Annotated in this window: 13 protein-coding genes and 1 tRNA gene; 6 read left to right on the top strand and 8 right to left on the bottom strand. The window is 68.9% G+C overall.

The window, feature by feature from the left end; translation table 11 throughout:
* Positions 1-19: 19 nt before the first annotated feature.
* The gene (locus AAHF99_RS07145) at positions 20-406 is read right to left on the bottom strand and encodes an exopolysaccharide production protein YjbE (protein ID WP_342163389.1); all 387 of its coding nucleotides are present in this window, start codon (positions 404-406) and stop codon (positions 20-22) included.
* 169 nt (positions 407-575) lie between these two features.
* Between AAHF99_RS07145 and AAHF99_RS07140 the strand changes: the two genes are divergently transcribed.
* Positions 576-652, top strand: a tRNA-Pro gene (locus AAHF99_RS07140).
* A 40-nt stretch (positions 653-692) separates the two neighbouring features.
* A complete protein-coding gene (locus AAHF99_RS07135; protein WP_342163388.1) occupies positions 693-1,004 on the top strand; it encodes an ETC complex I subunit in 312 nt (103 codons plus the stop codon).
* Between the two features lie 21 nt (positions 1,005-1,025).
* Here AAHF99_RS07135 and AAHF99_RS07130 read toward each other — a convergent pair whose 3' ends face one another.
* Positions 1,026-1,484: a nucleoside deaminase gene (locus tag AAHF99_RS07130; RefSeq protein WP_342163387.1), complete on the bottom strand. Its 459-nt coding sequence runs from the start codon at positions 1,482-1,484 to the stop codon at positions 1,026-1,028.
* Between the two features lie 337 nt (positions 1,485-1,821).
* On the opposite strand from AAHF99_RS07130, the gene AAHF99_RS07125 reads away from it, so the two are divergent.
* Complete coding sequence (locus AAHF99_RS07125) at positions 1,822-3,588, top strand: putative bifunctional diguanylate cyclase/phosphodiesterase (RefSeq protein WP_342163386.1); 1,767 nt, start codon at positions 1,822-1,824, stop codon at positions 3,586-3,588.
* Positions 3,589-3,591: 3 nt separating this feature from the next.
* Here the strand turns inward: AAHF99_RS07125 and AAHF99_RS07120 are convergent, their stop codons facing one another.
* Genes AAHF99_RS07120 through AAHF99_RS07110 form a run of 3 tightly spaced genes read right to left on the bottom strand, consistent with a single transcriptional unit; the run spans position 3,592 to position 6,807 of the window.
* Positions 3,592-5,064 carry a flavin-containing monooxygenase gene (locus AAHF99_RS07120; RefSeq protein WP_342163385.1) on the bottom strand — a complete coding sequence of 491 codons (1,473 nt, stop codon included), beginning with the start codon at positions 5,062-5,064 and terminating at the stop codon, positions 3,592-3,594.
* Complete coding sequence (locus AAHF99_RS07115) at positions 5,061-5,954, bottom strand: alpha/beta hydrolase (RefSeq protein WP_342163384.1); 894 nt, start codon at positions 5,952-5,954, stop codon at positions 5,061-5,063. The genes AAHF99_RS07120 and AAHF99_RS07115 overlap by 4 nt, the downstream gene beginning before the upstream one ends.
* A gap of 1 nt (position 5,955) precedes the next feature.
* On the bottom strand, positions 5,956-6,807 hold the full coding sequence (locus tag AAHF99_RS07110) for an SDR family NAD(P)-dependent oxidoreductase (protein WP_342163383.1): 852 nt from the start codon (positions 6,805-6,807) through the stop codon (positions 5,956-5,958).
* 99 nt (positions 6,808-6,906) lie between these two features.
* Between AAHF99_RS07110 and AAHF99_RS07105 the strand changes: the two genes are divergently transcribed.
* Both AAHF99_RS07105 and AAHF99_RS07100 read left to right on the top strand, forming a co-directional pair.
* Complete coding sequence (locus AAHF99_RS07105) at positions 6,907-7,536, top strand: TetR/AcrR family transcriptional regulator (RefSeq protein ID WP_342163382.1); 630 nt, start codon at positions 6,907-6,909, stop codon at positions 7,534-7,536.
* A 31-nt stretch (positions 7,537-7,567) separates the two neighbouring features.
* Positions 7,568-8,815, top strand: a complete 1,248-nt coding sequence (locus AAHF99_RS07100) for a NupC/NupG family nucleoside CNT transporter (protein ID WP_342163381.1) — start codon at positions 7,568-7,570, stop codon at positions 8,813-8,815.
* A gap of 66 nt (positions 8,816-8,881) precedes the next feature.
* Here AAHF99_RS07100 and pqqA (AAHF99_RS07095) read toward each other — a convergent pair whose 3' ends face one another.
* Complete coding sequence (gene pqqA, locus AAHF99_RS07095) at positions 8,882-8,971, bottom strand: pyrroloquinoline quinone precursor peptide PqqA (RefSeq protein WP_007559225.1); 90 nt, start codon at positions 8,969-8,971, stop codon at positions 8,882-8,884.
* 75 nt (positions 8,972-9,046) lie between these two features.
* Positions 9,047-9,136 carry a pyrroloquinoline quinone precursor peptide PqqA gene (gene pqqA, locus AAHF99_RS07090; protein ID WP_007559225.1) on the bottom strand — a complete coding sequence of 30 codons (90 nt, stop codon included), beginning with the start codon at positions 9,134-9,136 and terminating at the stop codon, positions 9,047-9,049.
* Between the two features lie 462 nt (positions 9,137-9,598).
* On the opposite strand from pqqA (AAHF99_RS07090), the gene mgtE reads away from it, so the two are divergent.
* Entirely contained in the window at positions 9,599-10,969 is a 1,371-nt protein-coding gene (mgtE, locus tag AAHF99_RS07085) for a magnesium transporter (protein WP_243957664.1), read from the top strand.
* On the opposite strand, the gene AAHF99_RS07080 is transcribed toward mgtE, so the two are convergent.
* Positions 10,966-12,495 carry an acyl-CoA synthetase gene (locus AAHF99_RS07080; RefSeq protein WP_342163380.1) on the bottom strand — a complete coding sequence of 510 codons (1,530 nt, stop codon included), beginning with the start codon at positions 12,493-12,495 and terminating at the stop codon, positions 10,966-10,968. The two genes, mgtE and AAHF99_RS07080, sit on opposite strands and share 4 nt — an antisense overlap.
* Positions 12,496-12,502: the final 7 nt, after the last annotated feature.

Below are 12,502 nucleotides of genomic sequence, written 5' to 3'. Positions count from 1 at the left end.
CAGCTCATCTCAAATGAGATCAGCAATCCTTGTCGGCCATGTTGGTCGTGGACTTGGCGGCGGCGGCGTTGTTCATGGCGCCAACAGTGCCCGGCGAGGCGGGCTGGTTGCCGCCGGCCATGTTTTTCGAGCCGGCGTTCGCGCCGTCCTTGTTGGTCGTGCCGTCGGTCTGGGTCGGAGCCTGCGTGGCGCCGGCATTGTTCATGGCGCCGACGGTGCCCGGCGAGGCCGGCTGGTTGCCGCCCGCGAGGTTGGCGCTCGACTTGTCCACATCCGAGCTCTTCGGATTCATGGTCTTGTCCGGGGACTTGGAGGCCGTGGTGCCGGTGGCGCACGGAGCGGCGTAGGCAGCGCCGGACATCAGGACGAATACGGCGGCAGCACCGAGCGCGCGAGTAACCTTCATCAGACATTCCTCCAGATTTTGTAATCGCTGAAACAATGACCTGATGTGCCCGGAGGTTCCGAGACATTTGTCCCGAATGAACTTTACCGCCTGGCATCGGGGGTGGCGCATCCGCCTCCTTGCCGAGGCGGGGCCGAACGGGTACGGCTCTTGTGCCGTGGATGGCCGTCGGGGTGTGGCGCAGTCTGGTAGCGCACCTGGTTTGGGACCAGGGGGTCGTAGGTTCGAATCCTATCGCCCCGACCATCCTCCGCAGGGCACGACACCAGGAGCTTTCGAAAACCCCATGCCGAGTGCCCGCATCTACCGCCCCACCAAGGATGCGTCTCAATCGGGCCTCGCCCGCACCAAGCAATGGGTTTTGGTCTTCGACCAGACGAGCCCGCGCGAGACTGACCCGCTCATGGGTTGGTACGGCTCGAAGGACATGATGCAGCAGGTGCGCCTGGAATTCGAGACGCGGGAGGAGGCCGTGGCCTACGCCCAGCGCGAGGGCATCACCTACCGCGTCGAGGAGCCGGGCAAGGAAATGGCGCGCAAGGGCTTGTCCTATTCCGACAACTTCAAGTTCAACCGCACGGCGCCCTGGACCCACTGAGCGCCGTACGGGAGCGGCGCGTCAGCCCTTCTGACGCGCTTCCCATTCCGGATAGGGCGAGGCGCCTTCCGGACGTATCTGCTTGAGCCGCATCGGCTGCTGGTCCAGCGGCCGGCAGAGTTCGGCATAGATGTCGGCGCTCCCCGCGCCGCATTCCTGCGCTTCCTCCGCGCTGAACGCGAAGTAGCCTTCCTTAAAGCCGGCGAGCCGCATGGCCGCGTGGCACATCGGGCAGGGGCGCCCACTCGCGTACATCACGCAATCCGACAGGTTCTTCCGTCCGAGCGCTTGGCTAGCCTTGTGGATGGCGACCATCTCGGCGTGGTCGGTGGCATCCTTGCTGAGATGGACCGTGTTCGGCGCCGTGGCGACGACGGTACCGTCGCGCACGATGACCGCGCCGTAGGGCGTGCCGCCTTCGGCGACGTTGGCCCGCGCGATCCGCACGGCCTCCGCCATGTACTCCTCGTGCCGATCCATCGAATCCTCACCATGCTCTGTCGGGACGTCCTCAGAACGTCGGCCGGGAGGCACGGTTCACGCCAGGATTCACGCTCTAGTGGCACTGGAGGAATTATTTACGCTCGGCTTGTATTTCGGATACCGAGCAGGGAACGGGGCGATGGCCGCTCAAGCAGGCACAAGCTTAGAGCCGAGTGCTGACATGGGAATCGTCGCTCCACCGGAGCGGATTCTTCGGCGTGCCATTCGGCGCGATCAGTTGGATGCTGCCAGACGAAGCGTCCTGCGCGCTCTTTTCATTAACCTGATTCTCGGCCTTACCTGTCTCGCGGTGGCGATCCGCGCGGACCACGCCATGGCCGGGGGCATCTGGTTCGCCGCCTCGACCATCGCCAACCTCCTGCGGGTCTATCTCTGCCGGGCGTTCTGTGTCGGGCTCGACGACGCCACCCCCGTCGAGGCCAATGCGGCCGCCACGGCCATCGACCGGCGGCTGGAACTGATGGCGTTCGGCGCCTTCCTGTCCGGACTGGTCTGGGCCTGCGTGCCGTTCCTCTGCGCCGCGTACACCACGCCGCAGGCGGTCTTCTACCTCGTCGTGACCTGCGGCATCACCGCCGGGGCGGTGAGCTACGGCACGTCCTTTGCGCGCATCCCCGTCTTCTTCATCACGCCGCCGCTCGTCTCGGTGGTGGGATGCCTGTTCGTCACGGGCGGCTTCGAGCGCGAATGCCTCGCGGTGACGACCCTGGTGTATCTGGTCGCGCTGATGCGCACCTGCTTCGAGACGGAGGCCAACTTCCGGCGGACCAGCGGGTTGAAGAACGAGGCCAACGCACTCGCCGCGCGCATGGCGAACCGCGCGATCTGCGATGGGCTCACCGGCCTCCTCAACCGCGCGGGCTTCGCGGAACAGGCCGAGGCGACGCCCGCCCCCTGCCTGATGCTGCTCGACCTCGACGGCTTCAAATCGGTCAACGACATCTACGGCCACAAGACCGGCGATCAGGTCCTGGCCGAGGTCGGCCGCCGCCTGCGGGCGCAGGTGCCGGCCTGCGGCCATGTCGGCCGGCTGGGCGGCGACGAATTCGCCATCCTCTACGATCCCGCCGTGGCGGGTGTGACGGTCCGCGATCTCGCCAAGGCGATCATCGCGGCGGTGGCCGAGCCCTTCGACCGGTTCGACACCGACCGCGTCGGCATCAGCATCGGCATCCATCTCGGCGCCTGCGACAGCCTCACCGAGGGCCTCGTCCGGGCCGACGAGGCCCTGTACGCAGCCAAGTCCACCGGGCGGAACCGCTATCGTATTTTCGATGACGAGTTGCGCGACCGCCTCGACATGCGCCGCGACGCCGAGCGCGACCTGCCCGACGCCCTCGCCGAGGGCGCCGTCGAGGTGTGGTTCCAGCCGATCTTCCGCGTCCGTGAGGGCAACCTCGCGGGGCTGGAAGCCCTGGTGCGCTGGCGCCACCCGCGCCACGGCTGGGTGCCGCCGCCGGATATCATCGCCGCCGCCGGGGTGATCGGCCTGTCGGAGGCGCTGCTGCGCCACATCCTCGACAGCGTCTACCGGATGAAGCTCGCGCTCACCGAGCACGGCGCGACCGACATCCGCATCGCCATGAACGTCTGCCCGCGCGAACTGACCCAGACGCCGATCGAGGGGCTGATCCTCGATAAGCTCGAAGCCTACGGCCTGCCGGCGAACTGGCTGGAGATCGAGTTGACGGAAGACACTGCGCTGGACGCCGCCGCCGTGTCGGACAAGCTCGGCGCGCTGTCGCGGGCCGGCGTGAGCATCGCCATCGACGATTTTGGCGTGGGCTACTCGTCCCTGTCGCGCATCCGGCAGTTGCGCGTAAACCGCGTGAAGATCGACCGCAGCCTCGTCACCGGCCTCAACGAGGCGGGCGACAAGCGTGGGCTCGTGCAGGCGGTGATCGACCTCGGCAAGGCGCTGAGCCTCGAAGTCGTGGCCGAGGGCGTCGAGACGGAGACCGACCTCGTCGCCCTGCGCGAGATGGGCTGCCCCTTCGCCCAAGGCTACCATCTCGGCCGACCGATGCCGCCCGAAACGGTGCTCGAAACCTTCGCGGTACCGCTGCGGAAGGTCGCCTGAGCGTCAGCGCAGGCGGTAGTCCGATAGCCGCGCGCGGCGGGCGCTGCGCCGGTAGGCCAGCACGGAATCCGGCCAAAGGGTCGTGTTGCGGCCCTGAGTGTCGAGATACCAGCTGCGGCATCCGCCGGCCTGCCAGATGCTCTCCTTCATCCGGTTGCGGATGCGCTCCACAAACCGGACCTGCGCCGGCTCGCTGACCTCGATGGCCTGCCTGCCCTCGGCCAGGGCCTTGAGGCAGCCGATGACGTGATCGACCTGGATCTCGATCATGGCGATGATCGAGTTGTGGCCGATGCCGGTATTGGGGCCGAGCAGGATGAAGTAGTTCGGGAATCCCGCGACGGTGATGCCCTGAAAGGCCTGCATCCCGTCCGACCACGCCTCGGCGAGGCGGCGCCCCCCGCGGCCGACCACCTCCGTGCGCAGCGACCCGCCGAGCACGTCGAAGCCGGTAGCGAAGACGATGGCATCGAGGTCGTGCTTCGTCCCGTCCGTCATCTCGACCCCCTCGGGCAGGATGCGGGCGATGGAGCCGGTCTCCAGGGTCACGTCGTCCCGCTGGAGGGCGGGGTAGTACTCGTCCGACAGCAGCACGCGCTTGCAGCCGAAGCGGTATTGCGGCGTCAGCTTCTCGCGCAGGGCCTTGTCGGGCACGGCCTTGCGCAAGTTGTGCTTGGCCATCCCCTCGGCCTGGGCCGTCACCTTCGAGACGCGGGTGAACCCGACGAGCGCCGGGAATTCGAGGCGCCAGAACAGGCGCCACCGTTCCAGCAGCCGCAAGACGGGAAAGCGGGCGTAGCGCGCCTTGCGCGCCTCCGGGATCGCCCGGTCGTTCTTGGGCATGATCCAGGGGGGCGTCCGCTGGAACACCGTGAGGTGCGCGGCATGGCCCGCCAGTTCCGGCACCACCTGGATCGCGCTCGCCCCCGTGCCGACGATGCCGACCCGCCGGCCCTTCAGGTCGACGGAATGGTCCCAGGCGGCGGTGTGGAAGCTCGCCCCGGCGAAGTCGGTGCGGCCGGGAATGTTCGGCATCGACGGATGATGCAGCCCCCCGGCACCGGAGACGATGGCGCGGGCCAGGATCTCGCCGCGATCCGTCTCCGCCCGCCACAGGGCGCGGGCCTCGTCCCAGACCGCCCGGCGCAGGGTGGTGCCGAAGCGAATGAGCGGCATCAGCCCGTACTGCTCGGCGACGCCGCGCAGGTAATCCTCGATCTCCGGCTGCTTGGCGTAGAGGCGGCTCCAATCGGCCTTCGGCGCGAAGGATAGGGAGTAGAGATGCGAGGGCACGTCGCAGGCGGCACCCGGATAGGTGTTCTCCCGCCACGTCCCGCCGATGCCGGGCCCCTTCTCGATCACCGAAATCGGCCCGATGCCCTGCTGCCGGCAGCGGATCGCCATCGCGACGCCGGAGAATCCGGCGCCGACGATGAGCACGGCGAGCACACCGTCCGTGTCCGTGGCGGCGCTCATGCGTGGGTCTCCCGGCCGGCATGGCGCTTCAGGAACTCGGCCGCCTCGTCGAGGGAGATCTTGGCTTCCGGGAGAACCTGATCGGCGAATTGCCACGCATGGGCCACGACGGGGAAAGTCCGCAGCCGCGTCTCGACCCCCGCCGCCTTGGCCCGGTCGGCCATCCGCACGGCGTCGTCGCGCAGGATCTCGCGGTCGCCGACATGGAACAGCAACGGCGGCAGGCCGGTCGGGTCGCCATAGACCGGCGAGGCGAGGGGCGTGCGCGGATCGCCCTCGCCGACATAGACGGGCGCCACTTCCGCGATGGATTGGGCGTGGAACATGGCATCCCGACTTCCGTTCGAGACGCGCGAGCCGTCCACGGCGGCGAGGTCGGTGACGGGCGAGAACAGGCACGCGGCCGAGGGGAGGGGAATGCCCCGGTCCCGCGCCGCCAGCAGGAGCGCCAGAGCGAGGTTGCCCCCCGCCGATTCGCCCGCGAGGCTCGCAGGACCCGCCGCACGGAACGCGCTCCACGCGGCGATGACGTCATCGAGCCCCGCCGGAAACGGATGCTCGGGCGCCAGCCGGTAATCCGGCGCGAAGACCTCGAAGCCCCGCCGCGCGAAGGCGCCTGTGACCGGGCGGTGCGTCCGGGGCGAGCAGGCGACGAAGCCGCCGCCATGGACGTAGAACAGCCGCCGCGACGCTTTTCCCGAGACCGGCCGGATCCATTCGCCCGGCACACCGCCGAGGCTGCCCACCTCGAAGGTCGCGTCGCGCGGGTCGGGGAATGAGGCGCCGCCGAGGATGCGGCGCACGTCGTCGATGCTCTTGGCGCCCGCCAGGGGGGCCTTCACCCGGCGGCGGACCATCCAGGCCCCGATATAGGCACGCAGGCTCGCCATCTCAGACCTTTCCGCCGGAGAGGCGCAGGATCGCCCGCCAATAGCCGGCGGGCAGTAGGCGCTGAATCAGCGCGGCGTTCCGCGCATCCTTGCCGACAACAATGCGCGGCGCGCGCCGCTCGATGCCCCGCAGGATGGCGGCGGCGGCGTCGTCCGCCGACAGGGTGAGCAGCTTTTCGAAAGCGACCCGCCCGGCCTCCGCCGCCTGCCGCATCGTTTCGGCTTCGGCCGGATCGTCGGACAGGCGCGGGTTGCGGGCGTTGCGGGCGATGGAGGTCGCCACACCGCCGGGATGCACGACGCTGACGCCGAGCCCCGTGCCGGCATATTCATGGCGCAGGGATTCGGTGAAGCCGCGCACCCCGAACTTGCTGGTGCAATAGGCCGCTTGGCCGGGCGGCGCGATCAGCCCAAACAGGCTGGAGATGTTTACGATCTGCGCCGCCGGCCGCTCCTTCAACATCGGCAGGAAGGCGTGGCACATGCGGATCACGGCCCGCAGGTTCACGTCGAGCACCCACTCGAAATCGTCGAGATGCGTTTCCTCGAAGCGCCCGCCCAGGGCGACGCCGGCATTGTTCACGAGGAGATCGAGCCGGCCGAACCTTTGCGCGACCGCCTCGGGCAGCGCGGCGATGGCCGAGGCGTCGGCGAGGTCGAGGGTGCGACACTCGGTGTCCGCGCCGGCTGCCTTGGCGCGTGCGGCGGTGACGGCCAAGCCTTCCGCGTCGCGGTCGATCAGCATGAGCGAGGCGCCCCGCGACGCCAGCGCCGTGGACAGGGCGGCGCCGATGCCGCTGGCTGCGCCGGTCACGAGGGCGACGCTTCCCTGCAGGCGGAATCGTTGAGCCAAGCTGCTCTCCCGGCCTCCCTCCGGCGGTGCCGGATCTCAGGGGGTGATAGGCCCGGTGGGCTTCCCTGTCTAGGGTGGATACCCTAAAGACGATCCGTGATGACCCGCGCGACACCGATCCCGAGCGCTACCACCCCGCGCACCCGCGACCGGATCGTCGCGGCGAGCCTCGCGCTGTTCAACGCCCGGGGAATCGGCCGCGTCACGACGGCCGAGATCGCCGCCGCCTCGTCCATGCGCGAGGGGAACCTGCACTACCATTTTCCGCGCAAGAGCCTTTTGGTGGAGGCGATCTTCGCCGCCTTCGCCGCCGAGGCCGAAGCGGTGGCGGGCCGCCTGCCGGCGGACTTCGAGCAGGCCGATGCCCTGACGGCCTATCAGCGGGCCTGGTTCGACCTGATCTGGCGCTACCGCTGCATCTACCGCGACGGGATCGCCATGGTGGAGATCGCGCCCGCGTTGCGCGGCGAGGTCCGCACCCTGCGGCAGCGGACGCAAGCACTGGCGCGAGGCGTGTTCGAAGCCGCCGCCGAGGCCGGGCGCCTGCGCATCGATCCGGACGCGCTGACGCGGCTCCTCGACAATGCCTGGATCGTATCGAGCCACTGGATGAGCTTTCACCTGCAGGGCAAGGCGGATCTCGATGCGGCCGACCTCGAATGGGGGTTCGATCAGGTGCGGGCGCTGTTCCTTCCCTACATCGTCCCGGTCAGCGCAACCGAAGCTTGACTGTTGGTACGATCCTTCCATCCCGGGTGGAATGATCGAACGCCTGATCCACGCGGCCCTGAGCATCGCGCTGCTCCTCGCCGTCGCCTTCCTGTTCTCGGTGAACCGCCGGCTGGTGCGGCCACGGGTGGTGATTAGCGCGCTCGCCCTGCAAATCGGTCTCGGCGCGCTCGTGCTGTTCGTGCCGGCGGGGCAGGCGGCGTTGCACGCGGCCGCCGACACCGTCGCGACGCTGCTCGCCTATGGCGACCGGGGCACCGCCTTCCTGTTCGGCGGGCTGGTCGAACCGCGCATGTTCGAGCTGTTCGGCGGCTCCGGCTTCATCCTGGCGCTGCGGGTACTGCCGCAGATCCTCTACGTCTCCGCGCTGATCGGCGTGCTCTATCATTTCGGGATCATGCAGGCGGCGGCGCGGATCCTCGGCGCCGGCCTGCAACGGGTGCTCGGCACGTCACCCATCGAATCGTTCTCGGCGGTCATCACCATCGCCATCGGGCAGAGCGAGATCGCGGTGGCCCTGCGCCCCTTCCTTCCGATGCTGACCGGGGCCGAGCTCTTCGCGGTGATGTCGAGCGGCGCGTCCTCGACAGCGGGCGCGATCCTCGCGGGCTACGCGGCGCTCGGCGTGCCGATGGCCTACCTGCTCGCCGCCTCGGTGATGGCGATCCCCGGCGGGCTGCTCTACGCCAAGATCCTGTTTCCCTCCTCCGAGCCGACCCGCATCACCTCGACGCGCGTCACCTTCGGGGAGGCGAGGGCGGCCAACGTCATTGAGGCGGCGGCGGACGGCACGCAGAAGGGCCTCGCGGTGGCCGTCTCGGTCGGCGCGATGCTCATCGCCTTCGTCGGGCTCATCGCCCTGGCGGACGGAATCCTCGGCTGGGGCGGCACTCTGCTGGGATGGCCCGGCCTGTCCATCGAAGCCGTGCTCGGCCGCGTCCTGGCGCCGCTCGCGTGGCTGCTGGGGGTGCCGTGGGAGCAGGCGGGGATCGTCGGCGGCGCCATCGGGCAGAAGCTCGCCTTCAACGAATTCCTCGCCTACGCCTCCCTCTCGCCGACGCTGAAAGCCGGCACCCTCGATCCGCGCTCGCAGACCATCGTCTGCTTTGCGCTCTGCGGCTTCGCGAACTTCGCGTCCATCGCGATCCAGCTCGCGAGCTTTTCGAGCCTCGTCCCCGAACGCCGATCCGAGGTGGCGCGCTACGGCTTGCGGGCGATTCTCGCGGGCTCGCTCTCGAATCTTACCAGCGCAGCCATCGCCGGCCTGTTCGTGGGCTGAGCCCAAACGAAAAACGCCGCCCCACGAAGGAGGCGGCGTTCTCAGACCTAACGGTCCCGGATCGACTTAGTTGAAGGTGTCGATCTCAGCGGACTCGTAGCTGGTGACTTCCATGCCGACGCAGATCTCGGACACGACGGGAGCAGACCAAGCCATTATAATTCCTCCTGATAAGATTTCGGATTGGGTGTGTAGCGTCAACCGGGCTGCGATCCGAAGATCGCGAACCACTTAGTTGAAGGTGTCGATCTCGGCCGACTCGTAGCTGGTGACTTCCATGCCGACGCAGATCTCGGACACGACGGGGGCAGACCAAGCCATCTGAACCATCCTCAAGTGTTAGAGCCACCGGTCCGGCAAACGGACCGTCTGATTTTGCCGCAGTCATCCCGATCGGCCCGCGATCCGGTCTCCCGGAGCGCTGCGCCTCTCGGCCCTGCGATATGCAGGATATAACCGTTTGTTGGCGCGCAATACAAGCGGACACGAGCTTATATTTCTCACAGTCACACCGGTCATCCGATAACCCTGAGTTGCTGCTTTGTGCTTGACGGACGCTGCGGGGCAGCGCACGACGCAGCCGCGCGGCACCGCTTATGCGGGGCTGCGGCCCCTTCAATCCCAGACCCGTGAAGCGACGTGCCCGACCGATCGTGCCTGCCGCGCCCGGCCCTGCGCCGTCGCTTCCGTTAAGCCGTCTTCGCGCCGGCCTGCGGGACCGGCGAGCGGCCCGGGAGCGGCCTGACATCCTGAGGCGCGCCGCCTCGTCCCATGAGGCGCGTCATGAACGAGATGGCTCCCTTCGACGCCCGCGTCGAACCCGCAGCCCTGGCCGCAAGGCTGGCTGACGAGCGCGCCCCCGACATCGTCGAGGCGCTGAATACCGAGGCGCCGGAAGTCGCCACGGCGATCCTGCTCGGCCTGCCGATCGAGAAGGCGGTCGAAGTGCTCGACCAGCCCGAACTCGAACGCGCCAGCGAGATCATCGAGATGCTGCCCCGCGACCGGGTGGCCTCGTTCCTGTCGGGCATGTCCGCCGACCGCGTGACCGACGTGTTCCGCGAGATCGAGGAGCCCGGCCGCTCCGACCTGCGTGCCCGCCTCGACGCCGAGACGCGGGGCGCCGTCGACCGGCTCTCGGCCTATGGCGAGGAGACCGTCGGCTCGCTGATGACGACCGAGTTCGTTACCGTGCCCGGCACGTGGACGGTGGGCCAGACCCTCGAATATTGCCGCCACGTCGAGAAGACGCGGGAGACGATCTACTCGATCTTCGTGCTCGACCCGCGCACCCGCGCGCTGACGAAGGCCGTGCCCCTGCGGCGGCTCCTCTCCGGCAACCCGGAGGACAACGTGCTCACCGTGGCGCCGGGCCGTGCGCCGCTCGCCGTCTCGCCCACGGCCAGCCGCGACGAGGCCGCGCGCCTGATCTCGAAATACGATCTCCTCGCCCTGCCGGTGGTGGATGCGGTGGGCCACGTCATCGGCATCGTCACCGTGGACGACATGATCGACGCGATGATCGAGAAGCAGACGCAGGAGGTGCAGCGCTTCGGCGGCATGGAGGCGCTGCCCGAGCCCTACATGGATATCGGCTTCCTCACGATGATCCGGAAGCGGGCCGGCTGGCTCTGCGCCCTGTTCCTCTCGGAGATGCTGACCGCCTCGGCGATGCAGGGCTTCGAGGGCGAGCTGGAAAAGGCCATCGTCCTCACCCTGTTCATCCCGCTCATCATGAGCTCGGGCGGCAACTCCGGTTCGCAGGCGACCTCGCTCCTCATCCGCGCCCTCGCGCTGCATCAGGTGCGCCTGCGCGACTGGTGGAAGGTGGCGTTGCGCGAACTGCCCACCGGACTGGTGCTCGGCGGCATCCTCGGGGTGATCGCCGTGGTGCGCATCGTCGCGTGGCAGAAGCTCGGCCTCTACGATTACGGGGAGCATTGGCCGCTGGTGGCGGCGACGGTGGGGCTGGCGCTTGTGGGCATCGTGACCTTCGGGTCGCTCGCCGGCTCGATGCTGCCCTTCCTGCTCCAACGCATCGGCTTCGACCCCGCCACCGCCTCGGCGCCGTTCGTGGCGACGCTCGTCGATGTGACGGGGCTCGTGATCTACTTCTCGGTGGCGCTGCTGATCCTGCGCGGGACGCTGCTCTAGTCCTGCGACGCCGCCACGAGGCGCTTGCGCTGCACCTTGCCGTTGGCGGTCCTCGGCAGGGCGTCGAGGAAGCGGATCTCGCGGGGGCGCTTGTAGGCGGCGAGGCGGTCCGCGCACCAGTCGAGCAACGCCCCGGCATCCGGGGCGGCGCCCGGCTGAAGCACCACGAAGCCGCAGATCACCGACACGTCGGCGCGCACCGGCAACTCGGCCACGCCCACCTCGGCCACGGCCGGGTGGGCGCCGAGCACCACCTCGACCTCGTTTGGCGAGACGCGGTAGCCCATCGCCTTCATCAGGTCGTTGTTGCGGCCCTCGAACCAGAGGTAGCCGTCCTCATCGAAACGGGCGAGGTCGCCGCCGACGAACCACTCGCCACGGAACACCTCCGCTTCCTCGTCCGGCCGGTTCCAGTAGCCCAGCATCAGCGCCGGCTCCGACCGGTGGACGGCGAGGAGCCCGCTCTCGCCCAGCGGCAGCGGCTCCGGCTCGCCCTCGACGGGGAGGATCGCCACGCGCCTCCCCGGCTGCGGCTTGCCCGGCGATCCCGGACGCACGGGGATGGTTGGGCCGCTGGAGATGTAGGTCGAGATCTCGCTCATCCCGAGGGCTTCGTAGAGCGGCTTGCCGGTCGCCTTCTTCCAGGCGTCGAGTAACTCGACGGAGAGCGGTTCGCCCGCCGTGCAGCCGTGGCGCAGGCTGGTGAGGTCGTGGGCGGGCAGGTCGCCGTATTTCAGGATCTGCCGGTAGAGGGTCGGCACGGCGGCGAAGATCGTCGCGCCGTAGCGGGCGATCAGCCGGGGCCAGACGCCCGGATCACGCGGCCCATTGTAGAGCACCGCCGTCGCGCCCACCGACCACGGGTCGGACAGGCCGACGCCGAGCGTGTAGGTCCAGTTCATCGTGCCGGCGTGCAGCATCACGTCGGATTCGGTGATGCCGATCCAGTGAGCGAGCATCGGCCGGCGGCCGTAGGTCGCCCGGTGGCCGTGCAGCACGCCCTTCGGCCGGCTCGTCGTGCCGGAGGTGTAGATCAGCATGGCCGGGTCGTCGGCAGCCGTGTCGGCGTAGTCGGCTAGCGGTTCGCCGGTCTTCAATGCCGCGATGGCAGCTGCGTCGAGGACGGTGCGCCCGGCCAGGACATCCGGCTCGACGGTGCAGCCGCCTGCCAGCGCCACCGCCGCCGCGTCGGAATTTCCCATCAGGAAGGCGGCCTCGCCCTCCGTCAGTTGCGGCGACGAGGGCAGCGAGACGAGTCCCGCCGCCATCGCCCCGAAATGCAGCAGGGCGTAATCCGCATCGTTGCCCATGCGGATCATCACCCGGTCGCCGGGCTTGAGCCCCAACCGTAGAAGCCCCGCGCCGATGCCGCGCACCGCCCGGTCCACCTCGCCGAAGGTGAGCCGCGCCTCCGTTCCGTCGCCCACGAGGATGAGGGCGGTCTTCTCGGGCCGGAGGCGGGCGTTCTCGCCGATGCAATAGCGGGCCGCGTTGAAGCGGGCGGGCGGCTGGCGGCTTTCGTTCAACGGGCGT

The organism is Methylobacterium litchii (assembly GCF_038442315.1).
Lineage (GTDB): Bacteria > Pseudomonadota > Alphaproteobacteria > Rhizobiales > Beijerinckiaceae > Methylobacterium > Methylobacterium litchii.
This window is presented reverse-complemented; position numbering and strand designations above follow the sequence as displayed.